At 67.1% G+C, this 21,064-nt stretch carries 19 protein-coding genes; 6 read left to right on the top strand and 13 right to left on the bottom strand.

The window, feature by feature from the left end; translation table 11 throughout:
• Positions 1-2: 2 nt before the first annotated feature.
• From AC30PD_RS13205 to AC30PD_RS13220, 4 genes are all read left to right on the top strand, one after another.
• A complete protein-coding gene (locus AC30PD_RS13205; protein ID WP_489536112.1) occupies positions 3-881 on the top strand; it encodes a DMT family transporter in 879 nt (292 codons plus the stop codon).
• A gap of 74 nt (positions 882-955) precedes the next feature.
• The gene (locus AC30PD_RS13210; RefSeq protein ID WP_489536113.1) at positions 956-2,653 is read left to right on the top strand and encodes a wax ester/triacylglycerol synthase family O-acyltransferase; all 1,698 of its coding nucleotides are present in this window, start codon (positions 956-958) and stop codon (positions 2,651-2,653) included.
• A gap of 33 nt (positions 2,654-2,686) precedes the next feature.
• Positions 2,687-3,499 (top strand): alpha/beta fold hydrolase, encoded by an 813-nt coding sequence (locus AC30PD_RS13215; RefSeq protein WP_489536114.1) that lies wholly within the window; start codon positions 2,687-2,689, stop codon positions 3,497-3,499.
• Between the two features lie 2 nt (positions 3,500-3,501).
• The gene (locus tag AC30PD_RS13220) at positions 3,502-4,386 is read left to right on the top strand and encodes an alpha/beta fold hydrolase (RefSeq protein ID WP_489536115.1); all 885 of its coding nucleotides are present in this window, start codon (positions 3,502-3,504) and stop codon (positions 4,384-4,386) included.
• Between the two features lie 21 nt (positions 4,387-4,407).
• Here the strand turns inward: AC30PD_RS13220 and AC30PD_RS13225 are convergent, their stop codons facing one another.
• Positions 4,408-5,760 carry an NAD(P)/FAD-dependent oxidoreductase gene (locus AC30PD_RS13225; RefSeq protein ID WP_489536116.1) on the bottom strand — a complete coding sequence of 451 codons (1,353 nt, stop codon included), beginning with the start codon at positions 5,758-5,760 and terminating at the stop codon, positions 4,408-4,410.
• 13 nt (positions 5,761-5,773) lie between these two features.
• A complete protein-coding gene (locus tag AC30PD_RS13230) occupies positions 5,774-6,541 on the bottom strand; it encodes a class I SAM-dependent methyltransferase (RefSeq protein ID WP_489536117.1) in 768 nt (255 codons plus the stop codon).
• 127 nt (positions 6,542-6,668) lie between these two features.
• Between AC30PD_RS13230 and AC30PD_RS13235 the strand changes: the two genes are divergently transcribed.
• A complete protein-coding gene (locus AC30PD_RS13235) occupies positions 6,669-8,048 on the top strand; it encodes an NAD(P)/FAD-dependent oxidoreductase (RefSeq protein ID WP_489536118.1) in 1,380 nt (459 codons plus the stop codon).
• A gap of 9 nt (positions 8,049-8,057) precedes the next feature.
• On the opposite strand, the gene AC30PD_RS13240 is transcribed toward AC30PD_RS13235, so the two are convergent.
• Positions 8,058-8,789: a ChaN family lipoprotein gene (locus AC30PD_RS13240; protein WP_489536119.1), complete on the bottom strand. Its 732-nt coding sequence runs from the start codon at positions 8,787-8,789 to the stop codon at positions 8,058-8,060.
• Positions 8,790-8,991: 202 nt separating this feature from the next.
• Entirely contained in the window at positions 8,992-9,225 is a 234-nt protein-coding gene (locus AC30PD_RS13245; RefSeq protein ID WP_489536120.1) for a (2Fe-2S)-binding protein, read from the bottom strand.
• A 217-nt stretch (positions 9,226-9,442) separates the two neighbouring features.
• On the opposite strand from AC30PD_RS13245, the gene dusA reads away from it, so the two are divergent.
• Entirely contained in the window at positions 9,443-10,384 is a 942-nt protein-coding gene (dusA, locus tag AC30PD_RS13250; RefSeq protein WP_489536340.1) for a tRNA dihydrouridine(20/20a) synthase DusA, read from the top strand.
• A gap of 71 nt (positions 10,385-10,455) precedes the next feature.
• Here dusA and AC30PD_RS13255 read toward each other — a convergent pair whose 3' ends face one another.
• The 9 genes from AC30PD_RS13255 to AC30PD_RS13295 are packed head-to-tail and all read right to left on the bottom strand — an operon-like array spanning position 10,456 to position 21,024.
• Positions 10,456-11,361 (bottom strand): DMT family transporter, encoded by a 906-nt coding sequence (locus tag AC30PD_RS13255; protein ID WP_489536121.1) that lies wholly within the window; start codon positions 11,359-11,361, stop codon positions 10,456-10,458.
• 36 nt (positions 11,362-11,397) lie between these two features.
• Positions 11,398-12,738: a type III glutamate--ammonia ligase gene (gene glnT, locus AC30PD_RS13260; protein ID WP_489536122.1), complete on the bottom strand. Its 1,341-nt coding sequence runs from the start codon at positions 12,736-12,738 to the stop codon at positions 11,398-11,400.
• On the bottom strand, positions 12,735-14,012 hold the full coding sequence (gabT, locus tag AC30PD_RS13265; protein ID WP_489536123.1) for a 4-aminobutyrate--2-oxoglutarate transaminase: 1,278 nt from the start codon (positions 14,010-14,012) through the stop codon (positions 12,735-12,737). Before gabT ends, glnT begins: the two co-directional genes overlap by 4 nt.
• Positions 14,013-14,025: 13 nt before the next feature.
• The gene (locus AC30PD_RS13270; protein WP_489536124.1) at positions 14,026-15,537 is read right to left on the bottom strand and encodes an aldehyde dehydrogenase; all 1,512 of its coding nucleotides are present in this window, start codon (positions 15,535-15,537) and stop codon (positions 14,026-14,028) included.
• A gap of 10 nt (positions 15,538-15,547) precedes the next feature.
• Positions 15,548-16,972, bottom strand: a complete 1,425-nt coding sequence (locus AC30PD_RS13275; RefSeq protein ID WP_489536125.1) for a DUF3138 family protein — start codon at positions 16,970-16,972, stop codon at positions 15,548-15,550.
• A gap of 39 nt (positions 16,973-17,011) precedes the next feature.
• Positions 17,012-17,854 (bottom strand): ABC transporter permease, encoded by an 843-nt coding sequence (locus AC30PD_RS13280; protein WP_489536126.1) that lies wholly within the window; start codon positions 17,852-17,854, stop codon positions 17,012-17,014.
• Entirely contained in the window at positions 17,851-18,777 is a 927-nt protein-coding gene (locus AC30PD_RS13285; RefSeq protein WP_489536127.1) for an ABC transporter permease, read from the bottom strand. Before AC30PD_RS13285 ends, AC30PD_RS13280 begins: the two co-directional genes overlap by 4 nt.
• Positions 18,774-19,883 (bottom strand): ABC transporter ATP-binding protein, encoded by a 1,110-nt coding sequence (locus AC30PD_RS13290; protein WP_489536128.1) that lies wholly within the window; start codon positions 19,881-19,883, stop codon positions 18,774-18,776. Before AC30PD_RS13290 ends, AC30PD_RS13285 begins: the two co-directional genes overlap by 4 nt.
• A 19-nt stretch (positions 19,884-19,902) precedes the next feature.
• Positions 19,903-21,024: a polyamine ABC transporter substrate-binding protein gene (locus AC30PD_RS13295; protein ID WP_489536129.1), complete on the bottom strand. Its 1,122-nt coding sequence runs from the start codon at positions 21,022-21,024 to the stop codon at positions 19,903-19,905.
• Positions 21,025-21,064 lie beyond the last annotated feature (40 nt).

Genomic DNA, 21,064 nt, shown 5'->3' on the forward strand with positions numbered 1-21,064 from the left:
GCATGACCCACCGCCGCGCTGTGTTCACGATGATCGCCGTCACGCTGATGTGGAGCATCGCGGGCGTCGTCACGCGCCACCTCGAAGCGGCGCGCAGCTTCGAAGTCACTTTCTGGCGCAGCGCGTTCACCGTGGTCACGCTGGCGATGTTGCTGCCGGCCTTGCGCGGGCGCGAGGCGCTGGGGCGTTCGCTGCGCGAAGGCGGCCGCACCCTGTGGCTTTCGGGGCTGTGCTGGAGCGTCATGTTCACGGCCTTCATGGTCGCGCTGATGATGACGACGGTGGCCAACGTGCTGGTCACGATGGCGATCTCGCCGCTGCTCACCGCTTTGGTCGCGCGCTTCTTTCTCGGCCACCGGCTCGCCACCCGCACCTGGGCGGCGATTGCCGTCGCCGGCGTCGGCATCGCCTGGATGTACGCGCGCGAGGTGAGCGGCGCCAGCGCGCAGCACGTGCTGGGCACGGCGGTCGCGCTCGCGGTGCCGATGGCCGCCGCGGTCAACTGGACCGTGATCCAGCACAACCGCAGCGCTGCGGGCCTCGACTTGCTGCCCGCGGTGCTGATCGGCGCCGTGATCTCGGCGGTGGTGACCCTGCCGTTCGCGTTGCCCTTTGCCGCTTCGGCTCACGACTTGGGCCTGCTGGCCCTGCTCGGTGTGGTGCAACTCTCGATCCCGTGCCTGATCGCGGTGTCGGTGGCGCGCCATCTCACCGCGCCCGAAGCCTCGCTGCTGGCCTTGCTCGAAGTCGTTTTCGGCGTGGCCTGGGCCTGGCTCGGTGCCAACGAGGCGCCGGCTGTCCACGTGCTCGGTGGCGGCGCACTGGTGCTGACTGCGCTCGCTGCGAACGAAGCCCTCGCACTGCGCCAGTCGAAGCCCTGACCCACAGGGCTTCCCCTCAGCCCACGCCAAGGGGCGCGCCGTAGCATCGGCTCAACACTGCCGAGGCACACCGCATGAAACAACTCCCGGGGCTCGACGCGAGCTTTCTGCACCTCGAGACGGCGCAGATGCCGATGCATGTGGGTGCGCTCCACAACTTCGAGCTGCCTGCCGGCTACACGGGCGACTTTCTCGCCGACATGCGCCGCCACATGGCCGCGCGCCTGGTGCTGGCCCCCGCGCTGCGCCAGAAGCTCGTGAAGATGCCGCTCAACCTCAGCAACCCGACCTGGGTCGACGACGAACCCGATCTCGAAGAGCACGTGGTCGGCATCACGCTGCCGAAGGGCAGCGGCCAGGCCGAGCTCGAAGCACAGGTCGGTCGGCTGCACACGGTGTTGCTCGACCGCAGCCGCCCGCTCTGGAAGTTCCACGTGTTCAGCGGCCTCGCCGACGGCCCGGGCGGCACCAAGCGCTTTGCGATGTACACCCAGCTGCACCACGCCGCCGTCGACGGGCAGGCCGCGGTCGCACTCGGGCAGGCCATCCTCGACCTGAGCCCGGCCGGTCGCGAAGTCGCTCAGCAACGCCCAGGCAAGGTGAGGCGCGAGCTCGGCCTGGCCGACATGCTGCGCGGTGTGCTCGGCAACCAGGCGGGGCTGGTGCTCGACGCGGTGAAAGCGATCCCCGGCACGGTGGGCGTGCTGTCGCAGATGGCCACGCAGAAAGTCGGCGACACGGCCGGTGGCACGGTCACCTCGGTGTTGTCGCGCCTGAAAGGGCAGGGCGCAGCGGCACGTGCGAACAGCGTCAGCAATCTCTCGCTCGCACCGCGCACACGGCTCAACGCCACGGTGTCGGCGACACGCGCGTTCGCTTCCATCAGCCTGCCGTTGGCCGGGTTGAACGCGACGCGCCGCAAACACAAGGCGAGCCTGAACGATGCGGTGCTGATGGTCTGCAGCGGTGCACTGCGGCGCCACTTTCTCAAACACGGCCCGATGCCGCGCAAGTCGCTCGTCGCCGGCGTCCCGGTTTCCACACGCGCCAAGGGGGACACCTCGTCGAACAACCAGGCCACGATGACCGTCGTGAGCCTCGGCACGCACATCGCCGACCCGGCCAAACGTCTTGCCCACGTGCTGGCTGCCACGGCCGCAATGAAGAACAACCTGGGCGCGGTGAAGAGCCTGATGCCGAGCGACTTTCCTTCGCTCGGCGTGCCTTGGCTGATGGAATCGCTCGGCAATCTCTACGCCAAGGCCCGCGTGGCCGAGCGGCTGCCGGCGATCGCCAACGTGACCATCTCGAACGTGCCCGGCCCGACCGTGCCGCTCTACATGGCGGGTGCGCGCATGCTGACCAACTACCCGACCTCGATCGTGGTGCATGGCGTGGCGCTCAACATCACGGTGCAGACCTACGACGAGTCGCTCGAGTTCGGCCTGATCGCGTGCGGCGAGGCGATGCCCGAGGTGGCCGAACTCGCGCGCCACGTGCAGGCCGCGTTCGACGAGTTTCAGGCCTTGCCGGCCAGTGTGGCGCCCGAACCCGCCGAACCACCGAAGAGCACCGGCCCGGTCGCCGAGAAGTCGGGAGTGAAGAAGCCCGGAGCGAAGAAAGCGGTGGCGAAGAAAGCGGTGGCGAAGAAAGCCGTGGCCAAAAAGTCCGTGGCCAAAAAAGCCGTCCCCGGAAAAGCCGCCAAAGTTGTCGCCAGCGCGACACCGGCGCCTAGGGCAAGCGCTCCAAAGAAAGCCGCGGCCCGCCGCTAACATGCCCTCATCGAAATTGCCCCGTTTCATCGCATGCCGAGAACGCGCCAAGCCGCCCCGACACACCACGCCGCCGACGACCTGCGGCCCCCCAGCGCGTTCCTGATGATGCTCGAGGGCCGGGCGCCCTGGGAACTGGCCGCGATGTTCGCCGCCACGCCCTGGCTGCGGCGCCTGCCACGCGGCGACGGTCACCCGGTGCTCGTGTTCCCCGGCATGGGCGCGAACGACTTCACCACGATCCCGCTGCGCAACTTTCTCGACAGCCTGGGTTACGTCACCAAGGCCTGGGGGCAGGGTTTCAACTTCGGCCCGCGCGACGGCGTGCTGAAGAAGTGCGCTGCCGACGTGCGCGCGCTCGCTGAACAACACGGCCAGCCGGTCAGTCTGGTCGGCTGGAGTCTCGGCGGGTTGTATGCCCGCGAGATGGCAAAGCAACTCCCCGAGCACACCCGCTGCGTGATCACGCTCGGAACGCCTTTCAGCGGCCACCCGCGTGCCACCAACGCGTGGCGCATCTTCGAATTGCTGAGCGGCCAGAAGGCGCACGACCCGGCCATGATCGAACGCCTGCGCACACCCCCGCCGGTGCCCACGACCTCGATCTATTCGCGCACCGACGGCATCGTCTCGTGGCGCTGCAGCCTGAACCCGCCGGGGCCGCTGACCGAGAACATCGAAGTGCAGGCGAGCCACGTCGGCATGGGCATGAACCCGCTCGCGCTCTATGCCGTGGCCGACCGGCTCGCGCAAGCCCCGGGCCGGTGGCAGCCGTTCGAGCCGCACGGCCAGCGCCGCCACTTCTTCCGCACCGGCCACCCCGAAGCGTCGTCGACGAGCCCCTGACCATGCAAGTCTCAGCCAACGGCATCCAGCTCGAAGTCGAAGACCACGGGCCGGTCAACGGTGAGCCACTGCTGCTCATCATGGGCCTGGGCATGCAGCTCGTGGCCTGGCACACCGAGTTCGTGGCCAGCCTCGTGGCGCGTGGCTTCCGCGTGATCCGTTTCGACAACCGCGACATCGGCCTGAGCCAGCGCTACGACCACCTCGGCGTGCCCAACCTCGCGCTCGATTCGATCAAGTACGCCGTCGGCCTGAAGGTGAACGGCCCCTACACCGTGGCCGACATGGCCGACGACACCGCCGGCCTGCTCGATGCACTCGGCATTGCGAGCGCGCACGTGTGCGGCGCCTCGATGGGCGGCATGATCGCGCAGCAGCTCGCCGTGCGTCACCCCACGCGCGTGAAGAGCCTGACGCTGATGATGACCAGCAGCGGCTCGCGCCGTCTGCCCGGGCCCACGCTGAAGGTGCGCAGCGCGCTGATCTCGCGGCCGGAGAATCCGAACGACATTCAGAGCGTGATCGCGCATTACGTGCGCCTCTACCGGCTCATCGGTAGCCCCGGCTACCCCGCCAGCGACGCCTACCTGAACGAACGCCTGGGCATGTCGGTGCGGCGCTCGTACCGGCCGCAGGGCACGGCGCGCCAGATGGTCGCGATCGCGGCCGACGGCAACCGGTCGAAGCTGCTGGCGCAGATCAAGGTGCCCACGCAGGTCATCCATGGCCAGGACGACCCGCTCGTGCCGGTCGCCGCAGGCCACGACCTGGCGCAGAAGATCGCCGGTGCCAAGCTCGATCTGATCGCGGGCATGGGCCACGACCTGCCGGTGGAACTGTGGCCACGTTTCGTGGCCGGCATCGCCGACGCTGCAGCGCGCGCCTGACGCTGCGCGCGGCGGCGCGGCCTACTTCACCGCCTGCACGTTTTCGTCGGCCAGCAGGCCCATGTCTCGGATGTTGTTGCCGCGTGCCCGCCAGCCTCGGTAGCTGCGGCGCAGGTTGGCGATCGAGATCGCGTAGTAGATGCCCTTCAGCGCCCAGAGCGAAGGCTTGATCGGGCTCTTGCCGTACAGGTCACCAGCCAGCAGCGACATCAGCGCTTCTTTCACGCGCAGCGGGTTGATCGGGTACATGAAGAGCTGGCGAATCGTCGGGTTGGTCACGCGCGTGATGAACCACGAGTATTCCTTCGGCCCCTTCTTCATCATCGCGTCGAAGCGTTTGCGCGCACGCGCTGCTTCGGCCGGGCAGTCGAGCGCGGTCGCCACCACGTCGGCGCCTTCGAAGGCGCTGACCATCGCGAGATAAACGCCCGACGAGAACATCGGGTCGATGAAGGTGAAGGCATCGCCGAGCAGCAGGTAACGCTCACCGCTGGAGTGGGTCGCGCTGTACGAGTAGTTGCCGGTCGCGTGCACCGCGTCGTCGACACGCGTGGCGTCTTTCAGGCGGTCGGCGAGTTCGGGGCAGAGCGCCACCGTGTCGTTGAAGAACTGCGGCAGCGGCTTGTCGCGCGACTTCAGGTAGTAGGGCCAGCACACCGCGCCGACGCTGGTGGTGCCGTCGGCCAGCGGAATGAACCAGAACCAGCCGTGCTGGAACCACATGATGCTGATGTTGCCTTCCATCTTGCCCGGCAGACGGCGTGCATTTGTGTAGTGGGCGAAGAGTGCCGAGCTGTTGTGCTTGGGGTTCTTTTCCTTGCAGCGCAGCTTGTTGGCGATGAAGGTGTCGCGCCCCGACGCGTCGACCACGAAGCGCGCGCGCCAGCGGCGGCGCGCGCCGTCGTCGAGCTCGGCCTGCACGGTCGCGCCGTCGGCGTCGAAGTCGACCTCGCGCACGCGGCAGCCTTCGAGCGTGGTCGCGCCGCGGGCCGCCGCGTTGCGGAACAGCAGCTCGTCGAGCTCGGAGCGCCGCACCTGCCAGGCCGAAGGTTTGCTCTTGTCCCAGGCTTCGGCGAATTCGACCGCGCTGCGGTGATCGTGGTCGGGCGAGACGAACTCGATGCCGAACTTGGGCATGCCGATCTTGTCGACCTGCTCCTTCACGCCCAGCCGCTCGAACAGCTCGACGTTGCAGGGGAGCAAAGACTCGCCGATGTGAAAGCGCGGGTGCTGCGCCTTTTCGAGCAGCACGACCTGGCGGCCTTGCGTGGCGAGCAGCGCGGCGATGGTCGAGCCGGCCGGGCCGCCGCCGATCACGAGCACGTCGCAGTGGTCTTCGGGGGCCTCGCGGGTGGGGGCGATGGGTGGGTTCATGAGGTGATGCTCTTCAAGCCGGCTTGACGGCGGTGTACTCGGAGAAGATGCCGAGTTCGACATGCCGCTGCACGTCTGCGAAACCAGCGGCGCGCAAGGCGCCGAGCACCGATTCCGGCGGAATGCAGCTCTCGATCGTGTCCCAGTAATAACGCCACAGCTCCGCGGTGTCGCGCTGGCGCGAAACCACGGCCGCGATCAGCGGAACCACAGCGCGCATGTAGGTCTTGAGCAGCGCCGTGCCGACGCGGCTGGCGGGTTTGCTGATCTCCAGCACCAGCAGCCGCCCACCCGGTCGCAGAACGCGGTGAAACTCGGCGAACGCTGCGCTCACATCGGTGATGTGGCGCAGGGCATAGCCCATGCTGACGAAGTCACTGCTGGCGTCGGCGCGTGGCAAGGCCTCGGCCCGCCCGCACACCAACTCGACGCCGGGCAAGGCCACCTCGTTCATCATGCCGGGGCTCGGATCGACGCCGACCAGACGCCCTTGTGGGCCGATCAGCACCAAGGCTTCGCGCGCGACCAGGCCGGTGCCGATGCCGACGTCGAGCACCTCGGCCCCGCTGGCCAGGTGCGCGCGCTTCAGAGCCTGGTGCCGGTACCAGCGGCCTGAGCCGAATGCCAGTACTTTTTCGATGCGGTCGTAGTCGGCCGCGGTGTCGTCGAAGATGCGGCGCAGGTAGTGCTCGCGGTCGGCTTCGTCGCCGTAGTAGGCCGGCAACGGCGCGTGGGGCCGCAACACCTGGGCGGCCGCGGTCGAACTGCTGTTCTTGTTCATCGGCGTGATTATTGCAAGGCGACGGTCGCCGACCGCGCAGGTCGGAAACCCGGGCTTGTGTACGTCGGTAACACACGCCGATGTGGGTATGCTGATACCACCGCCTTGTGCCTGCCCCGAGACCCGCATGACCACCGAACTGCCCCGCCAGCCACCCGCCGAGCGCTCCGGCAGGCACCAGATCGTGATCGTGGGCGGTGGCGCTGGCGGGCTGGAACTGGCCACCACGCTGGGCAACACGCTGGGCAAACGAGGCCGGGCCGACGTCACCCTCGTCGACCGTCACCGCTCGCACATCTGGAAGCCCAAGCTGCACGAGATCGCGGCCGGCAGCATGGACCTGGGGCTCCACGAGGTCGACTACCTGGCGCAGTCGCACTGGCATCATTTTCGTTACCGCGTCGGCGAAATGACGGCGATCGACCGCGCGCGGCGCCAGATCACGGTCGGCGCCTTCATCGATGACGAAGGCACGCCGGTCACGCCGCAAGCCAGCATCGCCTACGACACGCTGGTGATCGCGGTCGGCAGCCAGAGCAACGACTTCGGCACGCCGGGTGTTTCCGAACATGCCCTGAAGCTCGAAACTGCCGACGACGCACGCCGCTTCAACCAGCGCTTGGTCAATGCCTGCATCCGCGCCCACGCGCAAGACGGGCCGCTGCTGCCGCACCAGTTGCAGGTGGCGATCATCGGTGCCGGCGCGACCGGCGTGGAGCTGTCGGCAGAACTGCACCGCACCACGCGCGAGGTGGTGGCTTATGGGCTCGACCGCATCGACCCCGAACGCGACATTCGCCTCAATCTGATCGAGGCGGCGGGCCGCGTCTTGCCGGCCTTGCCCGAGCGCCTTTCTGAAGCCACCGAAGGCCTGCTGCGCAAGCTCGGCGTGGTGGTGCACACCAACGCCAAGGTGGCCGAGGTGCTGGAAGGCGGCGTGCGCCTGGCCGACGGGCGTGTGATCCCGGCCGAACTGGTGGTCTGGGCCGCAGGGATCAAGGCGCCGGAGTTCCTGAAACACCTCGACGGGCTGGAAACCAACCGCATCAACCAGTTGCTCGTCAACGCCACGCTGCAGACCACGCTCGACGAAAACGTGTTCGCGATGGGCGATTGCGCCGCCTGCCCCTGGCCCGAGGCGCCGGCCGCCATGACCGGCGGCGGCACCCGGCCGGCCTTCGTGCCACCGCGCGCACAGGCCGCGCACCAGCAGGCTTCGCACATGGTCGGGCAGATCCGGCGCCGGCTCGCCGGCCAGCGCCTGCGCGACTACCGCTACCGCGACTTCGGCTCGCTCGTGTCGCTCGGTGAATTCAGCACCGTCGGCAACATGATGGGCGGGCTGGTCGGTGGCAGCCTGATGGTCGAAGGTCTTTTCGCGCGGCTGATGTACCTGTCGCTCTACAAGATGCACGAACTCGCTTTGCACGGGCTGCCGAAGGTGGCGCTCGAGACCTTGTCGCGCATGATCACGCGACGCACCGAGCCGCACGTGAAGCTGCACTGAGGCAGCGCCTCACGAAGCCGGGCGCCGCATGCCCTCGCAGGGGTCGGGCCGGGCTGGGGGCGCGGCGGTGGTGATCACCTCGTCGTAGGTCGCTGCGCCAGGTTCGCCCGGCTCGCCCTGTTCCAGCAGGCCGATGCCCACGCTGCGTTGGCGCACGGCGGGCGGCAACCAGGTCGGCACACCGACGTCGTTGCGCACATGGCCATTGCCGGCGAGCAGCACCACGCCGCGCGCTGCATGTTCGTTCACCAGCCGCGCCATGAACTGGTCGCGTGCGACCTGGGCCGTGGCCATGCGCCGCGCCTGGGCTTCGTTGAGCATGCCGCAGTGGCTCGCGAGGATCGTGCTCGTCTGGTACGACGTGATCGCGGCGGGCACGCTGGCGTCGAAGCCGGTCGCGGCCAGACCTTCCTGCGACACGCGCCGTGCGTCTGCACGCGACACGTTGGCCGCGATCAGCGGCAACCGGTGCTCGAGCGCGAGTGCGATGAACGGGCGGTACAGCGGCCAGGCCCAGCCCGTGCCTTCGCTGGCGGCGGCCTTGATCACGTCGTCGGCGGTGGCGCCGGGCAGCGCCATCGCCTTGTCGATGTCGGGCTGGCGCTCGCGGTCGAACTGTTCCATCAAGAGGGCCGGCCGTGCGCCCGAGGCCAGCAGTTCACCGAACGCCTGCGCGCGCAGGGTGTGTTGTGCGGCGTTGTCGTGCACTTCACCGAGCAGCACGATCGGGCGCGAGCGCACGGCCTCCGACAAACGCTGCTGCGCCGAGCCGGGCGCTGTGTGCTGGGCGCAGGCACACAGGCCAGCACACATGAGCGGCATCAAACGCAGCAAGACCGTGCAGTGATTCAAAAGTGCGCCATGGCAAAGACGTGACGCTGCAGCTTACTGCGGCAGCGGTGGTTCGCTCGCTGCAGTGGCAAAGGCTGCTGCCGAAGGCGGATCAGGCCGCGAGCGCCGGCCGGTGGTTGACGACGGGGCACAAGCGCAGAGGCGCCGCAACGCTCTGCGCCGCACGCACCTGGCCGTCGAAGGTCTGGCGTGCGCAGTCGGTGCAGGCGCCGCACGCGGTGGCGACGCGCAGTTCTTCCTGCAGTTCGCCGAAGTCACGGCAGCCGGCTTTGACTTCGCGCGCGATGTCGCGGTCGGAGACTCGGTGGCAGATGCAGACGATCATGAATGGGGCAGGGGTTGGATCGATGAGAATCGAATGTAATGCGAAGCGTTCGCGTTTACAAGCAAAACCCCAGAAACCGATGCGACCGGGCCTGGCGGCCACGAAGTGCAACTTCAGTAAGATGCGCCGCGCCTGGCGTTCTGCCGCGGGCGCCACCGTCGAATCCGAGACCGTCTTGAACCCGCAACCCAACCCCTGGCGCCTGTCTGTCGCACCGATGATGGACTGGACCGACCGGCATTGCCGCTTTTTCCACCGCCTGCTGACCCGCCACACGCGTCTGTACACCGAGATGGTGACGACCGGTGCCTTGCTGCACGGCAACGTGCCCCGGCATCTCGACTTCAACCCCGAAGAGCACCCGGTTGCCCTGCAACTCGGCGGCAGCGAGCCGGCCGACCTGGCGCTGTGCGCGAAGCTGGCGCAGCAATGGGCTTACGACGAGGTGAACCTGAACTGCGGTTGCCCGAGCGAGCGGGTGCAGCGCGGCGCGTTCGGTGCCTGCCTGATGGCCGAGCCGCAACTGGTGGCCGACGGTGTGAAGGCGATGCGCGACGCCGTGTCGTTGCCGGTGACGGTGAAACACCGCATCGGCATCGACCGCACCGAGAGCTACGAGTTCGTGCGCGACTTCGTCGGCACGGTGGCGCAGGCCGGCTGCGAGGTGTTCATCGTGCACGCACGCAACGCCTGGCTGAAAGGCATCAGCCCGAAAGAGAACCGCGAACTGCCGCCACTGCGCTACGAGACCGTGCACCGGCTCAAGCGTGACTTCCCGGGGCTCACGATCGTGCTCAACGGCGGCGTGAAGACGAACGCGCAGATCGAAGAGCAGCTCGCCTTCGTCGACGGCGTGATGCTCGGCCGCGAGGCCTATCACAACCCCTGGGTCATGGCCGACTGGGACGCGCGCCACTTCGGAGAGGCACCGCCGCAGCACGACCGCGATGCCATAGAAGCCAGGATGGTCGACTACATGCGCTCGGTGACCGCGCGCGGCGAGCCCTGGTCGCACGTGTCACGCCACCTGCTCGGCCTGCGCAACGGCCTGCCGGGTGCGCGCCACTGGCGCCAGGTGTGGTCGGACCACCGCTTCAAGGCCGACGACCCGGCCAAGGTGTCTCAGCTCGCGCGTGCTGCGGTGCCTGCGCTGGCCTGAGTCGCCGAAGGGAAGCGCCTATGAAATTGCGCACCGCAGGCGACTCAACTCAGGCCTGCCCTGCCCAATTGTCATAGGGGCTTCGGTCCGGCCTGAGGCCAGGTCGCGAGCACGACGCCGAGCAAGGCCAGCGCGAACGCCGCCGCCTGTGCGGCGCTGAACTGCTCGCCCAGCAGCAGCACGCCGACCGCGGCCGCGCTCACGGGCAGCATCACCGTGAAGACGCCGGCTTTGGCGGCCGGCACGTGCTGCAGGCCGGTCATCCAGAGCCAGACCGTGACCACGCTGGCCGCGATCGAGTAGAACAGCAGCAGCCACCACGAACCAGCGGCCACCGCCGTGAAGTCGAATTGCAGCGCCTGCCAAAGCCCCAGGGGCAGCACGAGCACCAGCCCCCACAGGTTGATCAGCGCGCTGATGCGCTTCGGGCTCACGTTGCCTGTGAGCTTCTTGCCCATCACCACGTAGCTGGCTTCGCACAGCACCGCGCCAACCAGCAACAGGTTGCCGAGCAGCGAGCCGCCGTGCGTGGCGCTGCCGTTTTTCGTGACGGACACGAGCGCGATGCCGCCCACCGCGCAGACGATGCCGGCCATCACCGGCAGTGCGATGCGCTCTTTCAGGAACACACGCGACATCAACGCGACCGCGGCCGGAATGCCGGCCATGATCACGCCGGCCTCGAGCGCCGAACTCATCGACACGCCGAACAGCATGCAGATCGAGAACAGGAAGTTGCCGAAGAACGACTCGAAGAACAACAGCCAGCGATCATGTCGGCTCAGCGGCGCTTCGTTCGGGCCGCGCCGAACCCAGCCCGCCATCGCCACCGCGGCCATGCCAAAACGAAGCAGGGCCAGCAGGAAGATCGGGAACACCACGACCAGTACTTTCGACAGGCCCACGTAGCTGCCCACCAGCGCCATGCTGGCGGCCAGGCTGAGGTACGCGAGCCAGGGAACCGGCGTGGCGCTCATCGCGCGGCGTGCCAACGCCAGAAGCCATGCAAGGCTTCAGAAGACGTCGGCATAACGCTCCAGTTCCCAGGCGCTCACGTGGCGTGCATAAGCCGACCATTCGGCGCGCTTGAGGCTGATGAACTCCGCGCTCAAGGCGGCGCCGAGGGCTTGCTGAACGGTGGCGTCGGCTTCGAGCGCGGCGACCGCTTCGCCGAGGCTCTGCGGCAACAGGCCGATGCCACGCGTGGCCAACTCGGCGGGCGTGCATTCGAACAAGTCGTCGGTACACGCCTCGCCCGGTTCGAGGCGGCGGTCGACCCCGTTGAGCCCGGCGGCGATCAGCGCCGCGGTGGCGAGATACGGGTTGGCCGAGGCGTCGGGCAGGCGCCATTCGAAACGGCCGGGCAGGGTGCGGACCAGCGCCGTGCGGTTGTTCGGGCCGTGCGCCACCACCGCCGGCGCCCAGCTCGTGCCCGACAGCGACTCGCCGACGACGAGCCGCTTGTAGGAATTGACGGTCGGCGCCGCAACCGCGCACAGCGCTGCCGAATGGGCGAGCACACCGCCGATGAAGTGCCGCAGCAGTTCGGGCATGCCCTGGGCCGTGTCGTCGAACAGGGAACGTTCGCCCTGCCACAGCGACACATGAAAGTGCATGCCGCTGCCGGGTTGGTTGGCGAAGGGCTTGGGCATCATCGAGAAGACGCTGCCATGGCGCTCGGCAAGCACGTGGGCTGCCTGCTTGAAGCGCATCAGCGCGTCGGCGCTGGCCAGCGCGTCGGCGTGCATGAAGTTGATCTCGTACTGGCCTTGCGCGTCTTCGTGATCGGCCTGAAACACGTCGAGCCCGCAAGCGCGCAAGCCCTCGGCCAGCTCGGCCAGAAAGGCGTGCTGGCGCGGCAGGCTCTTCAGGTCGTAAGACGGTTTGGCCAGGCGGTCGTTCGCATCGGCGGGCTCGACGCTGTTCGCACCGCGGCGCAACAAGAAGAACTCGGGCTCGATGCCGGTCTGCAGCGCCCAGCCGCGTTCGGCAAGGCGCGCGATCTGGCGCCGCAGCACCTGGCGCGGGCAGGCCTCGAAGGGTTCACCGGCAACGAACCCGTCGCACACGATGCCGGCGTAACCCGGCATCCACGGCAGCGCGCGCGCCGTGAGCGCATCACCGCGCCCGTAGTACTCGGAACGTGGGCCCATGCGCGGCAGGCCGGTACCGGCGATCGACGGGCCCGAGAAGCCTGCACCGGTGCCCAACACGGTGCCCAGGTGCGCCAGGGGCACGAGCTTGCCCTTGGCCACGCCGTGGATGTCGGTGAACTGCGCGATCAGCGTGTGCACGCCCTCGGCGGCCAGCGATGCTTGCAGGCGTTGAACGGTCTCGTCGTCGGCCCGGCTCATGCGAGGGCGGCGTGCATTCCGGAGCGAAGAATCTGCATCGCCTCGTCGAACACCGGCTCGCTGACGGTGAGCGGGAACAGGAAACGCACGACGTTGGCGTTGACGCCGCAGGTCAGCAGGATCAGGCCGCGCTTCAACGCCTCGGCCTGCACTGATCGAGTGAAGTCGGCGTCGGGCGCGCCGCTGCCGGGCTGGTTGAACTCGACCGCGACCATCGCACCGAGGCCGCGCACGTCGGCGATCTGTGGCACCTCGGCGCGCAGCGATTCGAGCACGGCCTTCAGACGGTCGCCCAACCTCTGGCCGCGCTCGGGCAGGCGCTCGGCCGCCATCACGTCGATCACCGCGTGCGCCGCCGCGATGGCGAGCGGGTTGCCGGCGTAGGTGCCGCCCAGGCCACCGGGCGCGGGCGCGTCCATGATCTCGGCGCGGCCGGTCACGGCCGAGAGCGGCAGGCCGCCGGCGAGCGATTTGGCGATCGTCATCAGGTCGGGCAGCACGCCGAAATGTTCCATCGCGAACATCTTGCCGGTGCGCCCGAAACCGGTCTGGATCTCGTCGGCAATGAGCACGATGCCGTGTTCGTCGCACAGCGCGCGCAACCACTTCACAGCCTCATGCTGGATCACGTTGAAACCACCTTCGCCCTGCACCGGCTCGAACACGATGGCCGCCACGCGGCTCGGTTCGATGTCGGCCTTGAAGATGTGCTGAACGGCCTTCTTCACCTCGTCGAGGTTCGCGCAGTGGCAAGGGAAGGGCGCGTGGTAGACCTCGGGCGCGAACGGCCCGAAGCCGGCCTTGTAGGGCTGCACCTTGCCGGTGAGCGACACGGCGAAGAGGCTCCGGCCGTGGAAGGCGCCGCTGAAGGCGATCACGCCTGAGCGCTTGGTGTACGAGCGTGCGATCTTGACCGCGTTCTCGATCGCTTCGGCGCCGGTCGAGAACAGCGCGGTCTTCTTGGCGTGTGTGCCCGGCGTGAGCGCATTGAGTTTCTCGGCCAGCGCGATGTAGCTTTCATACGGCACGACCTGGTAGCAGGTGTGCGTGAAGCGCTGCAACTGCGCGGCGACGGCGGCCACGACCTGCGGGTTGCCGTGGCCGGTGTTCATCACGGCGATGCCGCCGGCGAAGTCGATGTAGCGCCGGCCTTCCACGTCCCACAGTTCGGCGTTGTCGGCACGGTCTGCGAAGAACGTGCCCATCACGCCCACGCCGCGCGGCGTGGCGGCGGCCTTGCGGGCCATCAGCTGTTCGTTCTTCGAGTGGTTCATGGCGCTGGCCCCTTCATTCCGCGTCGATGCGGATCCACGTGGTCTTGAGCTCGGTGTATTTGTCGAAGGCGTGCAGCGATTTGTCGCGGCCGTTGCCACTCTGCTTGAAGCCGCCGAAAGGCACGGTGATGTCGTCTTCGTCGTACTGGTTCACGTGCACGGTGCCGGCGCGCAGCGCGCGCGCCACGCGGTGGGCGCGGTTGATGTTGTCGCTCCACACGCTGGCCTGCAGGCCGTAGGCGCTGTCGTTGGCCATGGCCACGACCTCGGCTTCGGTCTTGAAGCGGATCACCGAGAGCACCGGCCCGAAGATCTCTTCGCGCGCGATTTTCATCTGGTTGCTCACCCCATCGAACACCGTCGGCTCGATGTAGTAGCCGCCCGTTTCGCTCATCACCTGCTTGCCGCCGTTGAGCACGCGCGCGCCTTCGCTGCGGCCGGCCTCGATGTAGCCGAGCACGGTGCGCATCTGTGTCTCGTCGACGATGGCGCCGATCTGCGCCTGGCCACCGAGCGGGTCCCCGGGAGCGTATTTCGGCGCTTCGGCCTGGACGATGGCCGTGAACTCGTCGGCCACCGACTCGTGCACGAACACGCGCGAGGGCGCATTGCAGCTTTCGCCCGCATTGAAGAACAGGCTCCCGGCGGCCGTTTTCGCGGCACGCGCCACGTCTTCGAAATCGTCGAACACGACGAAGGCCGACTTGCCGCCGAGCTCGTTGTAGACGCGCTTGAGGTTGCTGCGGCCCGCGTATTCGAGCATCTTGCGGCCCACACGGGTGCTGCCGGTGAAGCCGATGGCGTCGACGTCCATGTGCAGGGCGAGAGCCTCGCCCGCTTCGCCGCCGAAGCCGGGCACGACGTTGAACACGCCCTCGGGCAAGCCGGCCTGGATCGCCAGTTCGGCAAGACGCAAGGCCGTCAGCGGCGACTTCTCGCTCGGTTTGAGCACCACGCTGTTGCCGGTGGCCAGCGCAGGCCCGAGCTTCCAGGCGGCCATGATCATCGGGTAGTTCCAGGGCACCACCGCGCCGATCACGCCCATGGGTTCGCGCGTGATCAACGCGAGCGCGTTGCTGCCGGTCGGCGCGATCTCGTCGTAGACCTTGTCGATGGCTTCGGCGTACCAGGCGATGCAGCGTGCCGTGGCGCCCACGTCGACGGCCAGGCTGTACTGGATCGGCTTGCCCATGTCGAGCGTTTCGAGCAGCGCGAGCTCTTCTTTCGCACCGAGGATCAATTCCGAGAACCGCTGCAGCACCTTCTTGCGCACGGCCGGCGGCTTGCCCGACCAGCGCCCGTCATTGAAGGCCTGCCGCGCCGAGGCCACCGCCGCGTCGATGTCGGGTGCGCGGCCCCGCGCCACGGCCGTCAGCACCCGCCCGTCGATGGGCGAGATGCTGTCGAAGGTTTCACCCGACGCCGCCGCCACACGCTGGCCGCCGATCAGCCCGCGACCGTCGAATTGAAGTTCGGCGGCTCGCGCACGCCAGTCGATTGGTGCGGGCTTGCTGGTCGTGGCCATGGGCGGTGCGTCAGAAGCTCAGCACCATCGAGGCGCCGAGCAGGTGGTTGGACTTGCTGTAGCCGCCGTCCTTCGCGTCGATGAACACGGCCTGGTTGGCGCGGTCGAGGCGGTACTCGGCCTTGAAGGTGGTGTTGGCGTTGAACAGATAGCCCACGCCGAAGGAAATGGCCATGCGGTTCGCGCCACGTTCCTGGTCGCCGGCCATCCAGCCGCCGGCACCGTCGTCCACATAACCGGGGCCGATGCCGTTGCGGTCGTCGGCGAAGGTGTAGCCGAGCAGGCCGCCGCCGTTCTTCTTGTTGTTGATGTAGTCGACGCGCGCGATGCCCTCGAAGCGCGGCGTGAACTTGTAGGCCGCCAGCACCGAAGCGCCGTACCAGCGCGAATCACGCAGGTCACCGGTGAGCGGGTCGGCCGTGATCGCGCCCTTCTTCTGCTGGCCATAGCTGACCTGGCCGAGCACCGTCCAGTCGCCGCGGATGAAGTAGGCGTCGAACTCGAGCAGGTTGATCGAGGTGTCGCGCGTGTCGTAGGGCAGGCCGCTGACCGGGTTGCCCACGCCGTCGTCGGCGCGGAAGTTAGCGCCCTTGCCGTGCACGCCGGCAAAACCGAAGCCCTGGTATTCGCCCTTGGAGTAGTCGACGCGGTAGGCGAGCACCGGTGTCTTGTTGCCGCTGGTCTTGCGCGAGGCGTTCATGTTGGCGACGACGCCCTTCACGATCCACTTGCCGCTGGTGATTTCCATGCCGGCGCCGGTGTAGGCGGTGGGCAGCGTGAAGTCGAACAGCAGGTTGTGCGTGATCAGCTTGTTCTGCGTCGGCGGCAGGTATTCGTAGCCCGACCAGTCGGGGATCTGGCCGGCGATCAGGCGTGTCTGCAGGTCGCCGAGCGGGATTGAGACGCTCGCTTCGTGCACGATCGACTGGCCGTCGAACACCGCGCCCACGCCACGGTTCGGCGCGAGCGTCAGGCGCCATTTGGTACCGCCTTCCATTTCTTTCTGGAAGTCGATCATCGCCATGCCGAAGTACGAGTTGTCGTAGTTGTAGCCGTCGTCGCCGACCGCGTTCAGGAACTGGAAGCCGGCCCGGTCTTGGCGCTTGTTGTAGATGAAGCTCGGGTCCATCTGGCCGCTGATCTTCAGGCCCTTGAAACCCTGGGCCTCGATCGCGTCTTCGAGCGCTTCGGTCTTCACGCTGACGCGGTTGAAGTCCTGCACCTGCTGCGGCGTCATGCCCCATTGTTTGTCGGCATCGGCGGGCTTGGCGTCTTTGGCTTTCAGTGCTTCTTCGAGCTGCGTGACGCGGTCTTTCAGCGCCTTCAGCTCTTTCATCAGCGCATCGTTCGACTGCGCCAGCGCGAGCTTTGGTGCGGCCGCCGCCAGGGCGAGGGCGCTGGCGATAGCGATGGCGTGTGGCTGGAGTCTCTTCATGCGGTCTCTCCTCTTGTTGAATCGTTGGTTGTGCGGTGTTCAGCCGGCGCGCACGGCGGCGGCCATTTCAGCGGCGCGGATGCGTTCGCGCCGGGCAATCACGTAACTCGCGGCCACGACACCGATGGTCACGAGCGTGACGATCAGCGTGGCGATGGCGTTCACGCTCGGGTTCAGCCCGAGCTTGGCGCGCGAGAAGATCACGAGCGGCATCGTGGTGGCGCCCGGGCCCGACAGGAAGGCCGAGAGCACCACGTCGTCGAGCGAGAGCGTGAAGGTCAGCAGCCAGGCCGACATGAGCGCCTGCGAGATCATCGGCAAGGTGACCAGCGTGAACACCTGCCAGGGTTTGGCGCCAAGGTCGAGCGCGGCCTCTTCGAGCTGCGGATTCAGGTCTTGCAGCCGCGCCTGCACGATCACCGCGGCGTAGGCCATGCCGAGCAGCAAGTGGCCCATCCAGATGGTGACGAGGCCACGCTCGGGGAAGCCGAGCGCGCGCTGCAGCGACACCAGCATCAGCAGCAAAGACAGGCCGATGATGACTTCGGGCATCACCAGCGGTGCGTTGACCATGCCCGAGAACAGCGTGCGGCCGCTGAAGCGCCGGTACTTCACCAGCGCGATGGCGGCCAGCGTGCCGAGCACGACCGACGAGCAGGCGGTGAAGAAAGCGATCTTCAGCGACAGCCACAGGCCGGCCAGCATTTCGGTGTCGCTGCCGAGCGCGGCGTACCACTTGAGCGTGAAGCCGCGCCACACGTTGGGCAGCGGCGAGTCGTTGAACGAATACAGCACCAGCGCCACGATGGGCAGGTACAGGAAGACGAAACCCAGCGACAGCCAGCCTCTGCCGAACCAACGGTTGATGGCCGCGGCGTTCATGCGCGCTTCTCCGTCGATTCGGCCTGGTACTTGTTGAAGATCGCCAGCGGCACGATGATCAGCAGCACCATCGCCACGGCCACGGTCGAGGCCATCGGCCAGTCGTTGTTGCTGAAGAACTCGTCCCAGAGCGTGCGGCCGATCATCTGCGTCTGCGGGCCGCCCAGCAGCTCGGGGATCACGTATTCGCCCACGCACGGGATGAACACCAGCATCGAGCCGGCGATGATGCCGGCCTTCGACAAGGGCACGGTGATCTTCCAGAACGCGACCCAGGCGGTGGCGCCCAGGTCGCTCGCCGCTTCGAGCAGGCGCAGGTCCATCTTGGCCAGGTTCGAGTACAGCGGCAGGATCATGAAGGGCAGGTAGGTGTAGGTCATGCCCAGCACCAGCGAGAAAGGCGTGTTCATCAGCTGGCCTTGCGCCGGGATCAGGCCGAGCACCAGCAGCACGCGGTCGAGGCCGAGAGCCGAGATGAAGTCTGCCGCCCAGCCGTGCTCGCTGAGCAGCCCCTTCCACGCGTACACACGCAGCAGGAACGAAGTCCAGAACGGCAGCATCACGAGCATCAGCAGCGACGGCTGGATCGTCGGCTTGGCGCGTGCCATGAAGTAGGCGAACGGGTAGCCGATGGCCAGGCACAGCACGGTCGTGACAGCGGCGTACTTCAGGCTCGACACGTAGGTCAGGAAGTACAGGTCGTCCTGCACCAGCGACGCGTAGTTGCTCAGCTTGAGCGAGAGCGCGAGCACGCCGTCTTTCCAGGTCAGCACGTCTTTGAAGGTGACGGTCTCCATTTCGGAGACGCTGATCTTCAACACGATCAGGAACGGCAGCATGAAGAACAGCAGCAGCCAGAAATAGGGCACGCCGATCACGGCCCAGCGGCCGCTCCGGCTGCCGTGTTTCAGGCTGCCGCTCATGCCGTGAGCACCACTTGCGAGGTGGGCGACCAGCTCGCCCAGGCTTCGTCACCCCAGGTCAGCTGGTCGGCGCGGTGGCGCTCGGTGTTGCTCGAGCTGATCTTGAGCACCAAGCCGCTCTCGAGCGCGAGGTGATAGACGGTGAAGCTGCCGAAGTAGGCCATGTCTTTCACGGTGCCACGCACGCGGTTGAAAGCGGCGCCCGGCTCGTCGTCGAGCGGCGCCGGCGCGTCGCGCGTGATGCGGATCTTCTCGGGGCGCAGCGCGACCGACACACCCATGCCTTCGGTGCCGGTGATGCCGTGGCCGACGTAATGGGTGCAGTCGGCGCAGCGGATCGTCACGTGGTCGACCTCGTCGGTCGCGAGCGTGCCTTCCATCAGGTTGACGTTGCCGATGAAGTCGGCCACGAAGCGGTTCGCCGGCGTTTCGTAGATCTCGCTTGGCGCGCCCACCTGCAGGAAGCGGCCTTCGCTCATCACCGCGATGCGCGAGGCCATGGTCATCGCTTCTTCCTGGTCGTGCGTGACCATCACGCAGGTTACGCCGACCTTCTCGATGATGTTGACGAGTTCGATCTGGGTTTCTTCGCGCAGCTTCTTGTCGAGCGCGCCGAGCGGCTCGTCGAGCAGCAGCAACTGAGGCTTCTTCGCGAGGCTGCGCGCGAGCGCCACACGCTGCTGCTGACCACCCGAGAGCTGGTGCGGCTTGCGCTTGGCGAACTTGCCGAGCTGCACCAGCTTCAGCATCTCTTCGACACGCGCCGACACTTCGGCGGCCGGCAGGCCGCTGCGCCGCGGCCCGAAAGCCACGTTGTCCCACACCGTCATGTGCGGGAACAGCGCGTAGGACTGGAACATCATGTTCATCGGGCTCTCGTAGGGCGGCATGCCCGCCAAGTCTTGCCCGTTGAGCACGATGTTGCCCGAGGTCGGCGTCTCGAAGCCGGCCAGCATGCGCAGCAGCGTGGTCTTGCCGCAGCCCGAGGAGCCGAGCAGCGCGAAGATCTCGCCCTTGGCGATGTCGATGCTGACGTTGTTGACCGCCTTGTAGCCGCTGAAGTCCTTGACGACGTTGCGGATCTGGAGAAATGCTTCTGCAGCCATCACACGCTTTCCGGGTGAATCACAGGCCGGTCTTGAACGAGGTGTAGGTGCGCGTCATCAGGCGACGGATGTCGTTGTTGATCGCTTCGGGCACCGACATCTTCTTCATCTCGGCCTCGACCGGGAACACCGTCGGGTCGTTTGCCACCTCGGGCTTGATGAACTTGCGCGATTCCTTGTTCGGGTTGGCGTAGAACACCTTGTTGGTGATGCTCGCGTGCACCTCGGGGCGCAGGATGTAGTTGATGAACTTGTGCGCGTTGCCGGGGTGCGGCGCGTCGGCCGGAATCACCATGGTGTCGAAGAACAGCAGGCCGCCGGTCTTGGGCAGCAGCGCTTCGATCTTCTGCCCGGTCTTGCCTTCGATCGCGCGGTTCTTCGCGATGTTGATGTCACCCGACCAGCCGAAAGCCAGACAGATCGAGCCGCTGGCCATGTCGTTGATGTAGCCCGAGGCGCTGAACAGCGTCACGTAGGGGCGGATCGACTTCAGCAGTGTGGCCACGGCAGCGTAGTCACCCTGGTTCTTGCTGTACGCGTTCTTGCCGAGGTACCAGAGAGCGGCCGGCACGACCTCGGTCGCGGAGTCGAGGAAGGAGACGCCGCACGACTTCAGCTTGGAGATGTACTCGGGCTTGAAGATCAGGTCCCAGGCGTTGTCGGGCATCGGCATGTTGCCCAGGGCGGCCTTGACCTTGTCGACGTTGATGCCGACCGTGTCGTAACCCCACAGCCAGTTCACCATGAACTGGTTGCCCGGGTCGAGCTTGGCGAGCTGGGCCTGAATGTCGGGGTCGAGGTTCTTGTAGTTCGGGATCAGGCTCTTGTCGATCTTGCGCAGCAGGCCGCCGTCGGCCTGCAGCTTGGCCCAGCCGCTCGAGGGCACGACCACGTCGTAGCCGGTCTTGCCCGCCACCAGCTTGGCGTGAACGATCTCGTTGTTGTCGAAGTTGTCGTAGCGGACCTTGATGCCCGTTTCCTTTTCGAAGTTCTTGATCGTGTCTTCGGCGATGTAGTCGGACCAGTTGTAGACGTTCAGCAGCTTTTCTTCCTCCTGCGCCCGGGCGGGGCCGGCGAACAGCAGGGCCGTGGCCGCCCCGATCGAAGCCAGCGAGAGCAGGGTGTTGAACATCCGTTTCATGGTCGAGTCCTTGTCATTGGAAGTGGTGTCGAATCCGGGG

The organism is Rhizobacter sp. (assembly GCF_032229685.1).
Lineage (GTDB): Bacteria > Pseudomonadota > Gammaproteobacteria > Burkholderiales > Burkholderiaceae_C > LMDS01.

Bases quoted from the DNA above. Each gene is read 5' to 3' on its own strand.
- AC30PD_RS13205 (WP_489536112.1), top strand. From the start codon at position 3: ATGACCCACCGCCGCGCTGTGTTCACGATGATCGCCGTCACGCTGATG.
- AC30PD_RS13210 (WP_489536113.1), top strand. From the start codon at position 956: ATGAAACAACTCCCGGGGCTCGACGCGAGCTTTCTGCACCTCGAGACG.
- AC30PD_RS13215 (WP_489536114.1), top strand. From the start codon at position 2,687: ATGCCGAGAACGCGCCAAGCCGCCCCGACACACCACGCCGCCGACGAC.
- AC30PD_RS13220 (WP_489536115.1), top strand. From the start codon at position 3,502: ATGCAAGTCTCAGCCAACGGCATCCAGCTCGAAGTCGAAGACCACGGG.
- AC30PD_RS13225 (WP_489536116.1), bottom strand. From the start codon at position 5,760: ATGAACCCACCCATCGCCCCCACCCGCGAGGCCCCCGAAGACCACTGC.
- AC30PD_RS13230 (WP_489536117.1), bottom strand. From the start codon at position 6,541: ATGAACAAGAACAGCAGTTCGACCGCGGCCGCCCAGGTGTTGCGGCCC.
- AC30PD_RS13235 (WP_489536118.1), top strand. From the start codon at position 6,669: ATGACCACCGAACTGCCCCGCCAGCCACCCGCCGAGCGCTCCGGCAGG.
- AC30PD_RS13245 (WP_489536120.1), bottom strand. From the start codon at position 9,225: ATGATCGTCTGCATCTGCCACCGAGTCTCCGACCGCGACATCGCGCGC.
- dusA (WP_489536340.1), top strand. From the start codon at position 9,443: ATGATGGACTGGACCGACCGGCATTGCCGCTTTTTCCACCGCCTGCTG.
- AC30PD_RS13255 (WP_489536121.1), bottom strand. From the start codon at position 11,361: ATGAGCGCCACGCCGGTTCCCTGGCTCGCGTACCTCAGCCTGGCCGCC.
- glnT (WP_489536122.1), bottom strand. From the start codon at position 12,738: ATGAGCCGGGCCGACGACGAGACCGTTCAACGCCTGCAAGCATCGCTG.
- gabT (WP_489536123.1), bottom strand. From the start codon at position 14,012: ATGAACCACTCGAAGAACGAACAGCTGATGGCCCGCAAGGCCGCCGCC.
- AC30PD_RS13270 (WP_489536124.1), bottom strand. From the start codon at position 15,537: ATGGCCACGACCAGCAAGCCCGCACCAATCGACTGGCGTGCGCGAGCC.
- AC30PD_RS13275 (WP_489536125.1), bottom strand. From the start codon at position 16,972: ATGAAGAGACTCCAGCCACACGCCATCGCTATCGCCAGCGCCCTCGCC.
- AC30PD_RS13280 (WP_489536126.1), bottom strand. From the start codon at position 17,854: ATGAACGCCGCGGCCATCAACCGTTGGTTCGGCAGAGGCTGGCTGTCG.
- AC30PD_RS13285 (WP_489536127.1), bottom strand. From the start codon at position 18,777: ATGAGCGGCAGCCTGAAACACGGCAGCCGGAGCGGCCGCTGGGCCGTG.
- AC30PD_RS13290 (WP_489536128.1), bottom strand. From the start codon at position 19,883: ATGGCTGCAGAAGCATTTCTCCAGATCCGCAACGTCGTCAAGGACTTC.
- AC30PD_RS13295 (WP_489536129.1), bottom strand. From the start codon at position 21,024: ATGAAACGGATGTTCAACACCCTGCTCTCGCTGGCTTCGATCGGGGCG.